The 17,681-nt window shown below is 60.2% G+C and carries 13 protein-coding genes; 8 read left to right on the forward strand and 5 right to left on the reverse strand.

Annotated features, from left to right (window positions below; all coding sequences use genetic code 11):
- The first annotated feature begins 56 nt into the window (after positions 1–56).
- The 4 genes from ASD36_RS25045 (at position 57) to ASD36_RS25060 (ending at position 4,702) form a co-directional block, all read left to right on the forward strand.
- Positions 57–1,067: a sugar ABC transporter substrate-binding protein gene (locus ASD36_RS25045; RefSeq protein WP_060502808.1), complete on the forward strand. Its 1,011-nt coding sequence runs from the start codon at positions 57–59 to the stop codon at positions 1,065–1,067.
- A gap of 80 nt (positions 1,068–1,147) precedes the next feature.
- Positions 1,148–2,686 carry a sugar ABC transporter ATP-binding protein gene (locus ASD36_RS25050; protein WP_060502807.1) on the forward strand — a complete coding sequence of 513 codons (1,539 nt, stop codon included), beginning with the start codon at positions 1,148–1,150 and terminating at the stop codon, positions 2,684–2,686.
- Complete coding sequence (locus ASD36_RS25055) at positions 2,676–3,704, forward strand: ABC transporter permease (RefSeq protein ID WP_060502806.1); 1,029 nt, start codon at positions 2,676–2,678, stop codon at positions 3,702–3,704. Before ASD36_RS25050 ends, ASD36_RS25055 begins: the two co-directional genes overlap by 11 nt.
- A gap of 2 nt (positions 3,705–3,706) precedes the next feature.
- Positions 3,707–4,702, forward strand: a complete 996-nt coding sequence (locus tag ASD36_RS25060; protein WP_060502805.1) for an ABC transporter permease — start codon at positions 3,707–3,709, stop codon at positions 4,700–4,702.
- A 106-nt stretch (positions 4,703–4,808) separates the two neighbouring features.
- Here the strand turns inward: ASD36_RS25060 and ASD36_RS25065 are convergent, their stop codons facing one another.
- Positions 4,809–5,522: an META domain-containing protein gene (locus tag ASD36_RS25065; RefSeq protein ID WP_060502804.1), complete on the reverse strand. Its 714-nt coding sequence runs from the start codon at positions 5,520–5,522 to the stop codon at positions 4,809–4,811.
- 168 nt (positions 5,523–5,690) lie between these two features.
- Here ASD36_RS25065 and dxr point away from each other — a divergent pair, with 168 nt between their 5' ends.
- Together dxr and ASD36_RS25075 are read left to right on the forward strand one after the other, a co-directional pair.
- Positions 5,691–6,881: a 1-deoxy-D-xylulose-5-phosphate reductoisomerase gene (dxr, locus tag ASD36_RS25070; RefSeq protein ID WP_060502803.1), complete on the forward strand. Its 1,191-nt coding sequence runs from the start codon at positions 5,691–5,693 to the stop codon at positions 6,879–6,881.
- A 319-nt stretch (positions 6,882–7,200) separates the two neighbouring features.
- Positions 7,201–9,336 carry an Ig-like domain-containing protein gene (locus ASD36_RS25075; protein WP_244481960.1) on the forward strand — a complete coding sequence of 712 codons (2,136 nt, stop codon included), beginning with the start codon at positions 7,201–7,203 and terminating at the stop codon, positions 9,334–9,336.
- 183 nt (positions 9,337–9,519) lie between these two features.
- On the opposite strand, the gene hemA is transcribed toward ASD36_RS25075, so the two are convergent.
- From hemA to ASD36_RS25095, 4 genes are all read right to left on the reverse strand, one after another.
- Positions 9,520–10,728: a 5-aminolevulinate synthase gene (gene hemA / locus ASD36_RS25080; protein ID WP_060641752.1), complete on the reverse strand. Its 1,209-nt coding sequence runs from the start codon at positions 10,726–10,728 to the stop codon at positions 9,520–9,522.
- A gap of 225 nt (positions 10,729–10,953) precedes the next feature.
- Complete coding sequence (locus tag ASD36_RS25085; RefSeq protein ID WP_060502802.1) at positions 10,954–11,754, reverse strand: xanthine dehydrogenase family protein subunit M; 801 nt, start codon at positions 11,752–11,754, stop codon at positions 10,954–10,956.
- A gap of 12 nt (positions 11,755–11,766) precedes the next feature.
- On the reverse strand, positions 11,767–14,115 hold the full coding sequence (locus tag ASD36_RS25090; RefSeq protein WP_060502801.1) for a xanthine dehydrogenase family protein molybdopterin-binding subunit: 2,349 nt from the start codon (positions 14,113–14,115) through the stop codon (positions 11,767–11,769).
- 131 nt (positions 14,116–14,246) lie between these two features.
- On the reverse strand, positions 14,247–14,735 hold the full coding sequence (locus ASD36_RS25095; protein ID WP_060502800.1) for a (2Fe-2S)-binding protein: 489 nt from the start codon (positions 14,733–14,735) through the stop codon (positions 14,247–14,249).
- Between the two features lie 441 nt (positions 14,736–15,176).
- Here ASD36_RS25095 and ASD36_RS25100 point away from each other — a divergent pair, with 441 nt between their 5' ends.
- Together ASD36_RS25100 and ASD36_RS25105 are read left to right on the forward strand one after the other, a co-directional pair.
- A complete protein-coding gene (locus tag ASD36_RS25100) occupies positions 15,177–15,434 on the forward strand; it encodes a glycine zipper domain-containing protein (RefSeq protein WP_060502799.1) in 258 nt (85 codons plus the stop codon).
- 252 nt (positions 15,435–15,686) lie between these two features.
- Complete coding sequence (locus ASD36_RS25105; RefSeq protein WP_060502798.1) at positions 15,687–17,597, forward strand: autotransporter assembly complex family protein; 1,911 nt, start codon at positions 15,687–15,689, stop codon at positions 17,595–17,597.
- Positions 17,598–17,681 lie beyond the last annotated feature (84 nt).

Genomic DNA, 17,681 nt, shown 5'->3' on the forward strand with positions numbered 1-17,681 from the left:
TCGGCAAGCCGCATAATACACTTATTCTATAGATATTATTTAAACGGGGATTGACCATGACACAGGATAAAGCGGTACAGGGCGTCGGCCGGCGTGACCTTTTGAAACTCTCGGCAGTCGCCGGTGCGGCCATTGCCGGAGCCAGCCTTATCGGCAGCCGGACAGCGGCGGCGGAAGGTGAACTCTCACTGAAAGGCAAGCGCATCGCCATCAGCGCCACCGGCACTGATCACTTCTTCGACCTTCAGGCCTACAATGCCCAGATCGAGGAAGTGAAGCGCCTCGGTGGTGAGCCGATTGCTGTGGATGCAGGGCGGAACGACGGCAAGCTCGTATCGCAACTGCAGACGCTGATTGCCCAGAAGCCGGACGCCATCGTCCAGATTCTTGGAACGCTCAGCGTCATTGATCCCTGGCTGAAAAAGGCGCGCGACGCGGGCATTCCGGTCCTGACCGTCGATGTCGGTTCGACCAATTCGATCAACAACACCACTTCCGACAATTGGGGCATCGGCAAGGACCTGGCGCTGCAGCTGGTTTCCGATATCGGCGGTGAAGGCAATATCGTCGTCTTCAACGGCTTTTACGGCGTCACGCCCTGCGCCATCCGCTACGACCAGCTGGTCAATGTCGTCAAATATTTCCCCAAGGTCAAAATCCTTGAGCCGGAATTGCGCGACGTCATCCCGAACACGGTTCAGGACGCCTTCACGCAGATCACCGCGCTTCTCAACAAATACCCGGAGAAAGGCTCGATCAAGGCGATCTGGTCGGCCTGGGATATCCCGCAGCTCGGTGCCACCCAGGCGGTGGCCGCCGCCGGCCGTACCGAGATTCTGACCTACGGCGTCGATGGCAGCCCTGAAGTGCTGCAGCTCGTTGCCGATCCGAATTCGCCAGCCGGTGCCGATGTCGCCCAGCAGCCGGCCGAAATCGGCCGCACGGCAATCCAGAATGTCGCTAGGCTGCTCGCCGGCCAGACACTGCCGCGTGAAACCTACGTGCCAGCGCTGATCGCCAACAAGGCAAACGTCAACGAAGTCAGCAAAAAGCTCGGTATCGGCTGACATCAGCATGTCTTCGGGGCGATCCGGACCGATACCGGATCGCCCATTCCATAAGGGTCGATCAGCAGGACGGTCATGCCATGAGCACAGCTTCACCAGACGAAACCGGCGATGCCATTCATCTCGACGGGATCGTCAAGCGCTTTGATGGCGCACTGGCGCTGAACCACGCCTCGTTGCGCGTCCGGCGCGGTACCGTTCACGGCCTCGTCGGCCAGAACGGCGCCGGCAAATCGACCCTGATCAAGCTGCTCGCCGGCCTGCATCAGCCGGACGAAGGCCGTATCAAGATCGATGGCGAGGCTTACGACAGACTGACGCCGCACCGGGTCGAGGAACTCGGTATCCATTTCATCCATCAGGACCGGCTGCTCGTTCCGACCTTCACGGTCGATGAAGCCCTGTTTCTCGGACGCGAACCGCGCATCGCCGGTACGCCCTTTCTCGACCGGCGGCTGATGCAACGCCGAGCCAGCGAAATCCTCGACGATTATTTCGGCATCAAGCTGCCCAACAGCGCGCTGATCAGCGAGCTTTCCACCGCCGAAAAACAGATCGTCCAGATCACCCGTGCGCTGCTAGACCAGCCGAAAGTCCTCGTCTTCGACGAGCCGACGGCGGCTCTTGTGCGCCGCGAGGCGGATATTCTCTTCCGCCTGATCCGCCGCCTGCGCGACGAGGGGGTGACGATCATCTACATCTCGCATTATCTCAACGAGATCGAAGAGCTCTGCGACACCGTCACGGTGCTGCGCAATGGCGAAGACGTCGCCACCTTGCCGCTTGGCGAAACGTCTGCTGCGGCCATCGCCCGGCTGATGGTGGCGCGCGACATCGCCGACCTCTACCCGAAACGCGACGTGACGCCCGGCAAGGACATCCTGACGCTCGAACGGCTGTCGGCACATGGAAAATATCAGGATGTCTCCCTGACACTGCGGCGCGGCGAAGTGCTCGGCCTGACTGGCCTTCTCGGCTCCGGCGCCAAGGACCTGATCCGTACACTGTTCGGCCTGGAAAGTGCCTCATCGGGGCAGATCACCATCAATGGCAAACCGGTGCGCTCAGTCAATCCCGCCCAAGCCGTCGACCGGCACCTTGCGCTCGTCCCGGAAGACCGGCGCGGCAACGGCGTGGCGCTTGATCTCAGCGTCAAGGAAAACATCACGCTATCCTCGTTGAAGCGCTTCACTCGCCTCGGCTTCCTTGATTTCAACAGCGAACGGCGCGAAGCGGATGATCTTATCCGTCGCCTCGAGATCAAGACATCGGGGTGCAATGCCCTTGTGCGCACGCTCTCGGGCGGCAACCAGCAGAAGGTGGCGATCGCCAAATGGCTGAGCCGCCACTCCGAAATCTACCTGCTGGACGAGCCGACGGTCGGCGTCGATATCGGCTCCAAGGTCGAGATTTACAACCTCATCGGCGATCTCGCCGCCCGCGGGGCCGGTATCATCGTGCTGTCATCGGATCTGCCGGAACTGATCGGCATTACCGATCGCATCCTCGTCCTCTTCCGCGGCAGTATCATCAGCGAATTCACCTCTTCGCAAACATCTCCGGACGACGTGCTTGCCGCATCCACCGGCTCCTCAGAGGTTCTCCGCCATGTCGGTTGATATCCAGCTCGCACCCGTCATCCATTTTGAACCGGGCTTATCGACGTCCAAGCCGAGCCGGGGTGGAAATCTCGCCGCCGGTGCACTCCGTGCCGGATCGCTGGTAGCCTTCGTTACCATCCTGCTCGTCTTTTCACTGACGGCACCTTACTTTCTCAGCGTTGGCAATATCGGCAACGTGCTTGGCCAGTCGGCGATATCAGGCGTTCTGGCCATCGGCCTGACCATCGTGCTGATCGCCGGCGGTTCCAACGTCGTCACCGGCGGCATCGACCTGTCGCTTGCCGCCAATATGGGCCTGAGCGCCGCCGTCTATGCGACGGCAGCCCAACTCGGCTATGGTGATGCAACGGCGGTTGCAGGCGCCCTCCTCACCGGCCTCCTGATCGGCGCGATCAATGCCATCGCCGTGGTCGGCGCAGGCATCGTGCCGCTGCTTGCAACGCTTGCCGTAATGAACATCGTCGCCGGCCTCGAACTGGTGCTGACGCAAAACACCGTCATTCCCGCCTCGACACCGCTGCTGACGGATCTGTCCTCATCCGGCCCGCTGGGCATTCCGGCGCTCGCCTATGTGCTGCTGGTCTTCACGCTGATTGCTGCAGCCATCGTGCAACATACCCCGGCCGGACTTCGTCTCTACGCCGTCGGCGAGTTTCCCGATGCAGCCCGCGCCGCCGGCCTGCCGGTTCGCCGGCTGGTCGCAGGCGCCTTCATGGCCAGCGGCTTTTGTGGTGGGGTCGCCGGTGTTCTGTCGGTGTCCAATCTCAGCGGCAGCACCACGGGCTCCGGCGAAATGCTGCTGCCGGTGGTGGTTACGGCCCTGCTCGGCTCCGTCTTCTCGCGGCGGCTGGTGCCCACTGTCATCGGCACGCTGTTATCCACCCTGTTCGTCGGTTTCCTCGTCAACGGTTTCCAGCTTCTCAACATTTCAAGCGTGCTGGTGAGCGGCGTCCAGGGTCTGCTGATCCTGCTCGTCGTTTCGGCAACGACATTGCTGCGCAGGCAGGAGGCCTGATCATGACCCTGCAGACCTCCGCAATCGAACCGTCCGTCCCCCGCGCCCTCATCGGCGTGGTCGTCGATAACGCACTCGTGCTGGCGCTCGTCACGGTGTTTGCGATCTTCTCCTTCGCGACCCCGACGTTTCTGACCATCGCCAACCTGCAGAGCATTCTCGTCAACAATTTTACGCTGCTCGCCATCGCCGCCATTGCCATGACCTCTGCCGTCTCGGTTGGCGGCATTGATCTGTCAGTCGGTACAGCCATCGATTTCGCCAGCTTCGCCTTTGTTTCCCTGGTCCTCGCAGGCCAGCCCGTCGCGATCGCCGCCTTGGCAGGTCTTGGCGCCGGCGCAGCGGTCGGCGCCTTCAATGCGGTGCTGATTTCGGGCATCGGCATATCGCCCTTTCTCGCCACGCTTGGCACGCTCTTCATCGGCCGCAGCATCCAGCAGCTCCTGACCAATGGCGGCAACCCCGTTTACCTGCCGCCATCAGGCATTCCCGAAACCTTCCGCTTTCTCGGGCGCGGCGCGATCGGTGGCATTCCGGTTCCGCTCATCATCACCGCCATCATCATCGTTGCTGCAACCGTAATCCTCACCCGCGCCCGCTTCGGCCGTGTCGCGCTCGCCATCGGCATTCAGCCGAGCGTCGTGCGCTATTCCGGCATCGCAGCGCGAATTCATGTGGCGATGGCCTTCATTCTGGCGGGCCTTATCGCTGCAGTCGCGGGGCTGATACTGTCGGCGACGGTCACCGTCTACATCCCCTCCTCCGGCAGCGCCTTCCTGCTCAATGCCATCGGCGCTACGTTCATCGGCACGACTCTGTCGCGCCTTGGCCGCCCCAATATCCCGGGCACCGTACTTGGTGTGCTTTTGCTTGGCATCGTCGCCAATGGCCTGCTGCTCACCGGGCTGAATTTCTACTGGCAACAGGTCGGCACCGGCCTGCTGATCTTCGCCGTGCTGGCCCTGAGCTTCATCACCCGGCGCAAGGCTTCGGCCTGACATCAAAGACAGAGGTTCCTACTCTCGACGGCCGGGAAATACGCATCGCGGCTACGAATTAGAACCAAAAGAAAATCCGCCGGCATCGACCGCCGGCGCGCTTGGCTCATCCCACTTTCGAGCAGGTGACGCCCGGGGCGTTTTCGCCCTTCATGGTATCGATCAGCGTCGCCTCGTCGCCTTTCGTCCACCAGATATATTGCCCGCCTGTATATTTGGCGCCCGATGCCGACAGCACGTTTGCGGCGACCACGAACTCGCTGCCGATCGTCAAGGTGACCAGGGAAACAGGACCAGCATTGATATATTCCGCAGCGATCGATTGGCCGGCGCAGTCGTACCGCAAAGCTTGCCGGTCAACCGTCCGGGCGCCGGGGATATTGATGAGAACGTCTGACGATACGGTGTGCGGGGCAAGCCGCAGAGCAGTTTTCGAATCGGCCTTTGTGAGGACCAGCTTCGTTTCTTCGATCTTCCAGGACAGGCCAGTCTTCAAAGCCGCGAAAAACTTCGTCTCCTGATCCATCACCGCCGGTACGCACATCTTGCGTGTCGACCCGGCAGGACCGAAGGCGATTTCTCCGCCCTGCAGGTCGAAGGTGCCTGTGTAATTGTTACAGCCAGCAAAACCGGAATAGGTGCCGTCATCGTTGATTTCCAGCGTCGTCTGCAGATAATCGATGACGCCGCCGCCGCCGATATCCTCGGCCAGCCATGTCCCCACAAGCTCGCGGGGGACTGATTCGGCAGCAATCGTGGAGACAGATGTCGCATCGATCAACACGCAGGAGCAGGAAAGAAACAGCGCAAGTTTCAGCATTAGATACACCCTTTCCGGCGAACGGCAGATCCCGGCCGGCCCGCCAAGGCCGGTGATTCGCAACATCTGCGACCCTATCGCCACCACCCGGAGCGAAGCTACCCTTGTTGGCACCCGCTTTCACCTGTAGAGCCTAACATGAAAAAACAAAAACAACGGGACTTGGCCATGACCTCCGGCGCGCAAGGCAAACGCCGCTTGACCATTTTGGGCTCGACGGGCTCGATCGGCACCAACACGCTCGACGTCATCCGCCAACTTGGCGGACGCGATGCGTTCGATATTGCCGCATTGACCGGTAACGGCAATGTCGCGCTGCTTGCAGAACAGGCGATAGCAACGGGCGCCGAACTCGCCGTCACAGCGGACGAGGGCCAATATGAAAACCTCAAGGCGGCCCTTGCCGGCACCGGCATCGAAGCCGCGGCCGGTCGCAACGGCCTGATCGAGGCGGCGCAGCGTGATGCGGATTGGGTGATGGCCGCCATCGTCGGCACGGCGGGTCTTGCCCCCACTCTGGCCGCCGCACGCCGCGGCGCCGACATTGCCCTTGCCAACAAGGAATGCCTGGTTTCCGCCGGTGATCTCTTCGTGGCCGCCGTCCATGCCGGCGGTGGCAAGCTGCTGCCGGTCGATAGCGAACACAATGCCATTTATCAGGTGCTGGAAGAGCACCAGCGCCACGCAGTCGAGCGCATTATCCTCACCGCGTCCGGCGGCCCGTTCCGCCGTTCAACGCTGGCCGAAATGCGCGATGTCACCGCCGCAACGGCCCGCGCCCACCCTAACTGGTCGATGGGCCTGAAGATCTCGATCGACAGCGCCTCGATGTTCAACAAGGCGCTTGAGATGATCGAGGCCAAGCATCTGTTCGGCATGAGGCCAGACCAGATCGAAGTCATCGTCCATCCGCAATCGGTCATCCATTCGATGGTCGGCTATAGCGACGGTTCGGTGCTGGCGCAGCTCGGCTGCCCGGACATGCGCACCGCCATCGGTTACGCCCTGTCGCACCCGGCACGGCCAGCGCTCGATGTCGAGCGGCTGGATTTCGCAAAACTGTCGCGGCTCGATTTCGAAGCACCGGACGAAGAGCGCTTCCCGGCTCTGCGCCTCGCCCGGCTGGCGATGGAACGCGGCGGCATGCAGAGCGCTGTTCTGAACGCTGCCAAGGAAGTGGCGCTGGAGGCGTTTATCAGTGGGCACATCGGCTTCCTGCAGATGGCCGAGATCACTGAAACGGTCATGGAGGCGATGACCGCTATACCGGCGGCATCCAGCATGGATGAGGTGTTTGCCCTGGACGGCGAAGCCCGGCGCATCGCCAAAACGATCGTCGAACGCGAGGTTGCGGCCTGAGATCCCACCACCCGTTGCCAGAAGACGCGGCGGCGCTCCCGTCTGTCATTCGCGAACGGCAGGCAGCGTCACCCCACCATTTGATTCCTCGGTAGTTAGCCCGCCCCAATTTCGGTATCCGATGGGTTGCATCCTGGGTAGACCTCCCCTTTTGCAGGACAACCCAGTCGGGTCTTATGCCAAAGGATGTACACCTATTTGATCGGTGGCCTATTCCGAAGCCGAAGTGGCACAATCCCGCCAAATGGAGGGAATTGCCCGCGTGGTGGAGAAGAGAGAGACGAGAGGTTTAATTCTGATCGCCGCTGCACTTTTAGCGATGATCACACTGACCGCGGTAGCACCTTGGACCGGTAAACCACTGGCCGTGGCCGGGCTTACTCCGATGGCAGACGCTACCGATGTCGACCTCGGCGCAGCAATCATGGTCACCTTCACCGAGGACGTCGATCCAGCCACAATTGGGCCGAACTCGCTCCAACTCTCCGAAATGGGCATACCGGTGAAGGCGAGCGTCTCTTACGATACCTGGACCAACTCCGCAGTGCTCACAACCAAGATGCCGCTGAAAAGTGGCGCAAGATACACCGCGACCCTTGCCGCAGGCCCAAGGGACAAGGCCGGCAATACGCTGGAGACCAGTCAGAGCTGGTCGTTCACAACGCGGCGCGATTTCGAGCACGGTTTCGGCGGGCCAGTCTTGATCATTCACTCATCCGACTTGCCATTCAGCAAATATCTCAGCGAGATTCTGCGGGCAGAGGGTATCGGGTCGTTCGAAAGCGCCGATATTTCCAGCGTCACTGCAAAACTGCTCGACCGTTTCGACCTTATCCTGATTGGCGAAGTACCACTGGACGACGCCCAAGCCACACTGTTTTCGCGATGGGTCGAGGCCGGTGGCGATCTGATTGCCATGCGCCCCGACAAGAAACTCGCCAGTCTCCTCGGATTGCAGGACAAGGGCGAATCGCTGACCGAAGGTTATCTGCTGATCGACACGGTGTCGGCTCCCGGACGCGGCATTACCGGCCAGACGATTCAGTATCACGGATCGGCCGACCTCTACACGCTGAACGAAGGCACGACCGAGATAGCCCGGCTCTACAGCAACGTGTCGAACGCTACGCCAAACCCGGCTATCTCGATCCGCAATGTTGGAGATGCCGGTGGACAGGCGGCCGCATTCACATACGATCTCGCCCGGTCCGTCATTTACACGCGGCAGGGTAATCCCGCCTGGGCAGGAGACGAACGCGACGGCAATTCCGTCATCCGGCCCAATGACCTGTTCTTCGGGGCCAAGGAAGGCGATGAGCAACCCGATTGGAACGACTTCAATCGGATCGCCATTCCAGTGGCGGATGAGCAACAGCGGCTGCTCGTCAACCTGATGAACTTCATGCTCGAAGGCAAGGCGCCGTTACCAAGGCTCTGGTATTTCCCAAAAGGACACAAAGCGGTTCTCGTGATGGCCAGCGACGATCACGGAACACGAAGCGGAACGGAGGACTCGTTTGAGCGGCTGAAGGCCGTTGAACCGGAAGGATGTTCACTGGCCGACTGGGAGTGCTTTCGCGCCACGTCATGGATTTACACGAGCAGCGGTTTATCAGCCGAGGAAGCCCGCACATACGCTTCAGAGGGCTTTGACATCGGCGTGCACGTCAATACGGGCTGCAGCAATTCACCTCCAATGGACTTTGCGCGGATGTTTAGCCACGATCTCTACGCTTTCCGCATGAGATATCCTGACTTGCCGGCCCAGACCGGAAGCCGCACACATTGCCTGGCATGGAGCGACTGGGCCTCGACGCCGAAGGCAGAGGCGCGCTACGGCGTCCGCATCGATCTCAGCTATTACTATTGGCCCGGCCCGTGGATTAAGGGCCGCCCCGGCTTCAAGACCGGCTCCGGCCTGCCGATGCGCTATGCCGATGTCGATGGAAGCATGATCAATGTCTATCAAGTGGCGTCTCATCTGGTGAACGAAAGCGGGATGAGCTTTCCATCGGCCATCGACACACAGCTTGATCGCGCTCTTGGACCAGAGGGGTATTTCGGTGCGTTCGGAACACATTACGACTTCAGCGACGGCTTCGACCTCCAGTTGACCGCTGCGGCAGTGGCGCGTGGCGTGCCGTTGGTGTCAGCGCAGCAACTGCTAGATTGGACGGAGGGCCGCAACAATTCCCATTTTGCCCATATCGAATTGAGCCAAGAAGCGCTCACTTTCGACGCGTTCACAGACAGACGAACCGGGACGATGCTTCGTGGAATGATCCCGGCGGAAATCAGTGGCAAAGACATACTCACGATCAGCCGCGACGGCTTGCCGGTCAACTTCGAGAAGACGATCATCAAGGGAATTGCCTACGCCATGTTTCCTGTCGAAACGGGCGTTTATCGTGTGAGCTTTCCTACCGATGATCAGCGGGTGGAATTGACCGAATGATTCCATTCTGCACGTCATCAAGCGCCATGCAGAGATCAGCATCGGCTCCAGCGGCGATTGGAAATCGCGGTTTGCGGACGAAGCAGCCACTGCACCTCGTCTAAGCCTTCCCAAAGGAAGGGCATAAAAAATGCGGATCGCCCTTCGACAATCCGCATTGTAACGCCAAGCGACCAACAGTTTTCAGGCGACGGCCCTTGCGAGCGCGCAACGCGACCAGAGCTGGTGCAGCGCGCCGACCAGATGATCGAGATCGGCATCCGAATGCAGCGGCGTCGGCGTGATGCGCAGACGCTCGGTCTTCTTCGGCACCGTCGGATAGTTGATCGGCTGAACGTAGACGCCGCAATTGTCGAGAAGCAGATCGGAGATCCACTTGCACTTCGACGCGTCGCCAACAATCACCGGCACGATATGGCTCGGATTGTTGAGGTGCGGAATGCCGTTCTTGTCGAGCAGATTGCGCAGACGACGGACACGTTCCTGATGGGCGAAGCGTTCGACTTGGCTTTCCTTCAGATGCCGGATCGAGGCGACCGCACCGGCAGCCAATGCCGGCGGCAGCGCCGTCGTGAAGATGAAACCGGATGCGAAGGAGCGGATGAAATCGCACAGCGCCGTCGATGCAGCGATGTAACCGCCCATGACGCCAAACGCCTTGCCGAGTGTGCCTTCGATCACCGTCAGGCGGTGCATCAGGCCTTCGCGCTCAGCGATACCGCCGCCACGTGCGCCGTACATGCCGACAGCGTGCACTTCATCGAGATACGTCATCGCGCCATACTTGTCGGCGAGATCGCAGATTTCCTTGATCGGGGCGATATCGCCATCCATCGAGTAAACCGATTCAAACGCGATGATCTTCGGCGCGCGCGGATCGGCGGCCTGCAGCTTCGCTTCGAGATCCGTCAGCGAGTTATGCTTGAAGATCACCCGCTCGCACTTGGAGTAGCGGATGCCTTCGATCATCGATGCGTGATTCCCGGCGTCCGAAAAGACGATCACACCGGGAATCTTCGAACAGAGCGYGGCCCAGTTGGACACGTAGCCCGAGGTAAACAGCAGCGCCGATTCCTTGCCATGCAGATCAGCAAGTTCGCGCTCAAGAAGAACGTGATAGTGGTTGGTGCCTGAAATATTCCGGGTGCCCCCAGCACCCGCGCCACACTGGTCGATGGCGAGTTTCATCGCCTCCGTAACCTTGGGATGTTGGCCCATGCCGAGATAGTCGTTGGAACACCAGACGGTGACATCCTGCTTCTCGCCGGCCGAATTGTAACGGGTTGCCTTGGGGAATTGTCCGCTCTGGCGCTCCAGATCGGCAAAAACGCGGTAGCGGCCTTCCTGATGCAGGCCGTCCAACTCACCTTTAAAGAAACTCTCGAAATCCATCATTGTCTCCAGAACCTTGCCGTCTTTTTGATCCAAAGCGTGGCGGCGTCAACCTCTGCGAGGGTTATCGCGGCCGAGTGCGGCAAAAGGCCCCTAATTTTGAACAGTTCCAAACTATCCATCGTGAATTTAATTCCACCTAACCTTGATCTGAGTCAAGACCATGCAAAAAGGACGGGGCATCCCGTCCTTATATTCTGTTTCAAGGAAATCAGCGGTAATTCCTCAAGAGGCCGCTGCAACGGCGCGTTTGGCCATGACCTTCACCAGATTGGCGCGATACTCCGAACTGGCATGGATATCCGCCATAAGGTCCGACGGATCGACCGTGATAGCGGCAAGCGCATCCGGCGACCAGTTGGCGGCAAGAGCTGCCTCCATGCCGGAATGCCGAAAGACCCCATCCGCACCGGCACCGGTCACCGCCACCCGCACATCGCCATTGTCCCGGCGGGCAACGAACACGCCGGTCATGGCATAACGCGACGCCGGATTGCGGAACTTCGCATAAGCGGCCTTGGCCGGTGCATCAAACGTGATGGCGACGATCATCTCGCCGTCCTCCAGCGCGGTCTCGAACAGGCCGGTGAAGAAGTCTGCCGCCTTGATCTCGCGGGCATTGGTGACAACGATAGCATCGAGCGCCAGAAGGGCTGACGGATAATCCGCCGCCGGATCGTTGTTGGCCACCGAACCGCCGATCGTGCCCATATGGCGCACATGCGGATCGCCGATATGATGGGCGAGATCGCAGATTGCCGGACAGACGGCCTTCAGGTCCGCGGACGAGGCAACATCGAAATGCGTCGTCGCAGCGCCGATCCGCACGGATTTCCCGTTGACGGAAATGCCCTTCAGATCGGGGATATGCCGGAGATCGACGAGATCGCTCGGCGACGCCAGCCGCTGCTTCATCGTCGCGATCAGCGTCATGCCGCCGGACAGATATTTGCCTTCGTCAGCGCCTGATTTCAGTTTCACCGCATCCTGAACAGAGGATGCGCGATGGTAATTGGTCGCATACATATCGTCTCCTCCTCAATTGGCCGCGTTGAGTGCAGCCCAGACCTTTTGCGGGGTCGCGGGCATCGTCAGGTTATTGTTTCCGATCGCATCGGTAATGGCGTTCATCAGCGCCGGTGGCGAACCGATCGCACCCGCCTCGCCACAGCCCTTGATCCCCAACGGATTGGACGGACACGGCGTGTTCTGGTGCGACAGCTTGAACGACGGCAGGTCGTCGGCGCGCGGCATGGCATAATCCATGTAGCTCGCCGTGATCAGCTGACCGTTCTGCGGATCGTAATGGACGTTTTCGAGCAGTGCCTGACCGATCCCTTGCGCGATCCCGCCATGCACCTGGCCCTCGACGATCATCGGGTTGATGATATTGCCGAAATCGTCGGCCGCAACGAACTGGATGATGTCGGTCACGCCCGTTTCCGGATCGACCTCGACCTCGCAGATATAGCATCCGGCCGGGAAGGTGAAATTGGACGGATCGTAGAACGCGCCCTCCTTCAATCCCGGCTCCATGCCGGCTGGCAGGTTGTGGGCGGTGTAGGCGGCCAGCGCCACCTGGAACCAGGGCAGCGTCTTGTCGGTACCCGCCACCTTCACTTCGCCATTCTCGATGACGATATCGCTTTCGTCCGCCTCCATCAGGTGGGCGGCGATCTTCTTGGCCTTGGCCTCCACCTTGTCGAGCGCCTTGACCACCGCCGACATCCCCACGGCGCCGGAGCGGGAGCCATAGGTCCCCATGCCCATCTGCACCTTGTCGGTATCGCCGTGGACGATGTTGACACTATCGATCGGAACGCCGAGACGGTCGGCGACCAGCTGGGCAAAGGTGGTCTCGTGCCCCTGGCCATGACTGTGCGACCCGGTCATCACCTCGATCGTCCCGACGGCATTGACCCGGACCTCGGCCGATTCCCACAGTCCGACACCAGCCCCAAGCGAGCCGACCGCCGCCGACGGCGCAATACCACAGGCTTCGATATAACAGCTCATGCCGATGCCGCGCTTCTTGCCGTGCCGGGCAGCTTCCGCCTTGCGGGCGGCAAACCCGTTCCAGTCGGCCGATGCCATCGCCGCTTCGAGCGACGCCTCGTAGTCGCCGGCGTCATAATTCATGATCAACGGCGTCTGGTAGGGGAAAGTCCGCACGAAATTCTGGCGGCGAAGCTCTGCCGGCGAAACGCCCAGTTCCCGCGCTGCGGTCTCCATCGTCCGCTCCAGCAGATAGGTCGCCTCCGGCCGCCCGGCACCGCGATAGGCATCGACCGGCACGGTATTGGTATAGACTGTGCGGACATTGGCATGGATGGCCGGAATGGCATATTGGCCGGACAACAGGGTGGCATAGAGATAGGTCGGCACGGCGGATGAAAACAGCGACATGTAGGCGCCGAGATTGGCGATCGTATCGACCTTCAGGCCGATGATTCGGTTGTCCTTGTCGAACGCCATCTTCACCGTCGAAACATGGTCGCGGCCATGCGCGTCGGTGAGGAACGCTTCCGTGCGGTCGCATGTCCATTTCACTGGCACGCCGGTCTTCTTCGACGCCCAGAGACAGACGATCTCCTCCGGATAAATATAGATCTTCGAACCGAAACCACCGCCGACATCCGGCGCAATCACCCGCAGCTTGTTTTCCGGCGCGACATTGTAGAAGGCGCTCATCACCAGCCGGGCGACGTGCGGATTCTGGCTTGTCGTGTAACAGGTATAGTGATCCTCGGCGCTGTCATAGATGCCGAGCGTTGCGCGCGGCTCCATCGGGTTTGGCGCAAGCCGGTTGTTGCGAAGGGTGATTTCGGTCACATGTGCGGCTTCCGCGATCGCCTTCTCCGTTGCGGCGCCGTCACCGATCTGCCAGTCAAAGATCAGATTGTTTGGCGCTTCCGGATGCAATTGCGGTTGCCCCGGCTCAAGTGCCTTCACCGCCTCGGTGACCGCCGGAAGAACCTCGTAGTCAACCACCACCGCCTCGGCCGCATCGCGGGCCTCGCCCAGACTCTCGGCAACGACGATGGCAACCGCATCGCCGACATAGCGCACGGTTTCGTGCGCCAGGGGCCGCCACACACCCATGTTCATCGGCGAACCATCCTTGGAATGGATCATCCAGCCGCAAATGATGTTGCCGATCGCATCGACCTGCAGCTGCTTGCCTTCCAGGATGCCGATGACGCCCGGCATGTCCTTGGCCGCTGACATGTCAATGTTCTTGATCCGGGCATGGGCATAGGGGCTGCGCACGAAGAACGCATATTTCATGCCCGGGACGCTCATGTCGTCTGTGTACCGGCCCTTGCCGGTCAAAAACCGCTTGTCTTCTTTTCGCGCAACGCTTGCGCCAATGCCTTCAACACCCATGCTTCATCTCCTCCCGAGATATTTCTGCGTGGTCAGGTCGTGGCAGACGTTGGAAGCAATCGCGAAATGACGACACTACGGGGAGCGCGTTCATTCCGTATCCACCGGCTACCTCAGTCTGCGACCGCTGCTTATTCGGCTGCCTGCTGCGCACCGGCCATTTCGGCGGCGGCAGCGAGGATCGACTTGACGATATTATGGTAGCCGGTGCATCGACAGATATTGCCGTCGAGTTCCGCGCGCACCGTCGCCTCATCCAGATTGGCACCATGCCTGCGGATCATATCGACGGCGGTCATCACCATGCCGGGCGTACAGAAGCCGCACTGCAGACCGTGATTGGCCTTGAAGGCTGCCTGCACGGGGTGCAGTTCGCCGTTTGCGGCCAGTCCCTCGATCGTCGTGATTGTCGAGCCCGCTGCCTGCGCAGCCAGGATGGTACAACTCTTCACCGAACGGCCGTCCATATGGACGACACAGGCGCCGCATTGCGTGGTGTCGCAACCGACATGCGTTCCGGTCAGAGCCAGATTGTCTCGTAAAAAATGCACCAGAAGGGTGCGGTCTTCGCAGTCACTGCCGACCTGCCGGCCGTTGACCGTCATTTTCACTTTTGCCATCTCGCTCCTCCGAGGTTGGTCTTGCCAACACGAGCGGCTGTCGGGCAGATAAACTCGTTCCCGCGACAGAACCGCGTCAACTCTCATGCCTGGACCGCAGGCTTTCTCCTCAAAGCGTTACGGCATTCGTATCATTTGTTTTTTTTTGATCGGCCGCAACCGCTACTTTCAATCCTGCCGAAAATTCTGCCGGACAGAAAATACCCAAGCTGCCACGCCCAAACCTGTCACGAAAGGAACAGCCTTCAGCTTCCGTTCAGGTTGAATAGCATTACTTGCGCCAAGGGGATTTTGCAGGATATCTGTAGACTTTCACAGGCAGGCATTTATCTTTTAAAGGTGCAAGTTCGACCGGAGGGGGACCTTACGTCCATCTTCCATCCCTGGGGAGAAACGGACGGCCGGGAACTTGGGTCTCGCGTCCAGATTTTGGAGAAATAAATGAAGAAGGCCATCGTGCTTGTCCTGCTCGCGCTATCCGTTGTGAGCTGCACGCAGACTGAAAAGGGTGCCGGTATCGGGGCGGTTTCCGGCGCAATTATCGGCGGAGCAATCACCGGCGATGTTCGCGGCGCAGCCGTTGGCGCTGCAATCGGTGGCGTTTCGGGCGCCGTTATCGGCCACGTGACTGAGCAGCCCGGCCAGTGCTACTACCGTGACCGCTACGGCCGCCGCTACATCGACAGCTGCCCGCGTTGATCGCAGGCTTCATAAAAAGGCGGCGCATTACACCGCTTTTTCTCTCAGCCCCGGAGAAATCCGGGGCTTTTTGTTTCCCTCATGCCACACCGGCAGGGGTTTTCCACAAAAAGACGGCCAAAAGTCTTCATCACCCGGTCAATGCTGTGTAGGGTCATCATTAACAAACGGCAAACCTTGTCATGCGATTGTACTCCTGCCGTGATGGCAGGCAGGTGTTCGAAGTGGCCTGAACAGCGGAATGCGGAAATTATGCGTTTGCCGACTATGAGTTTTGCGTATCGGAAGGTTGGTGCTGCTTTTGCGGTCGCGGCTCTGGCTATCTGCGGGCCTCTGTCGGTCGGTGACGCCTATGCCTTCAAGATTTTCGGCATGCGGTTTTTCGAAAAAGAAGAAGAACCCAACGACATCGTCGATCCCGTCAATTTTAGCCTCACACTGAATGAATCCTCCGGCGACGAGGATCTGAAGTCGGCGCTGGAAAACAGTTCCCGTCTGTTTCAGGACAAGGACAAGCCGGTTTCGGGCGATCTTGGCCTCGCCATCAAGGCCCGCGACGACCGCGACCGCCTGCTGGCGGCTCTTTACGAACAGGCCCGCTACGGTGGCGTTGTGGCCGTTAAGGTGAATGGTCAGGACATCGATACACTGCCGCCCGATCCGGTGTTTCCGGACGGTGCCCCGGTGCCTGTCGAAATCACGGTAACCCCTGGCCCAGTGTTCACGCTCGGCGACATTGTTCTAAAAGGTGACGCCATCGGACGCCGGCCGGACGAGTATCTGAAGCCCGGCGCACGCGCGGATTCGACCCTGATCATCAAGGCTGGCGAAAAAGTCGTTGAAGATCTCAAGGAAGAAGGCCGGCCACTCGCCAAGTTGACGGAACGTAGCGTGGTTGCCGATCACGCAACGAATACCGTCGATGTGACGATCGCAGCGCAGGGCGGTCCCGTCGCACCGGTGGGCGCCGTCACCGTCAGCGGCACCAAGACCGTCGACCCGTCCTTCGTTGTCGATTACTCCCGCCTGAACGGCGGCAAGCCCTATTCTCCAGAAGCCCTGCGCAAAGCCTCCGACCGGCTTCGGCAGCTGGGCGTGTTCTCCAGCATCACCATCAAGCAGGCCAATGAACTGGCCCCCGACGGCACCATCCCAATGACCATCGAGGTTTCGGAAGGCAAGCAGCGCTATTTCGGTGCAGGCGCCCAGTATTCCACCACCGACGGCTTCGGCCTCCAGGGCTACTGGGGCCATCGCAACCTGTTCGGCCGGGCCGAATCGCTGCGGCTTGAGGGCTCGGTCAGCCGCATCGGTGAAACCACCGATATCGGCGATCTCGACTATTCGGCTGGCCTGCTGTTTGCCAAGCCGGGCGCATTTGGGCCCACCTCCACCTTCAACGCCAGCCTGAAGGCGCAGCTGCTCGATCCAGACGCCTACAAGGCAACGATCTTTACGGCGGCGGCGGGCGCCACGTTCGAACTGTCCGACACCGACACGGTGTCTGCCGGCGGCGAGCTCGCCTGGGCCGATGTCGATGATGCGTTCGGCAAGAACGAATATCTGACGGCCGCAATCCCGATCGAATATGTCCGCGATACGCGCGACAACAAGCTCAATCCCGTCTCGGGATATCGCGCTTCAATCAATGCCAAGCCGAGCTATGAGATCAACGGCCAGAGCTTCTTCAGCTCGTTCGAGGGATCGGCAGCCGCCTATGTCGGCTTCGGCGCGGAGAACCGCTTCGTTCTGGCCGGAAGGCTTGGCGCCGGTGTGATTGCCGGTGGCGACGGATTGGCCTCAATTCCCGCAAACCGGCGTTTCTATCTCGGCGGCGGCGGCACCGTGCGTGGCTATTCATATCAGGAGATCAGCCCGCGCAACGGCGACAACGAAATCCTCGGCGGCCGCTCCTATGTCAACGCCACGGTGGAAGCCCGCATCGGCATTACCGATACGATCGGCATCGTTCCCTTCATCGATGCGGGAACGGTGTCGTCAAAGACGGCCCCGGATTTTTCCGATATCCGCGCTGGTGCCGGTATCGGCCTGCGCTACAACACACCGTTCGGACCGATTCGGCTGGATGTCGCCGTGCCGCTGAATGCCTATCCGGGCGGCACCAAATACGGAATTTACGCCGGGATCGGCCAATCCTTCTGATTGCGTGAGGGCAGTCACCACGGCCTGAACCCGGTTTGAAAGATTGGGTTTCAGGGAGAAGCAATTTCACCGCAACGCGACTTG

The sequence above is a fragment of the Rhizobium sp. Root1334 genome (genome assembly GCF_001426665.1).
Classification (GTDB): domain Bacteria; phylum Pseudomonadota; class Alphaproteobacteria; order Rhizobiales; family Rhizobiaceae; genus Pararhizobium.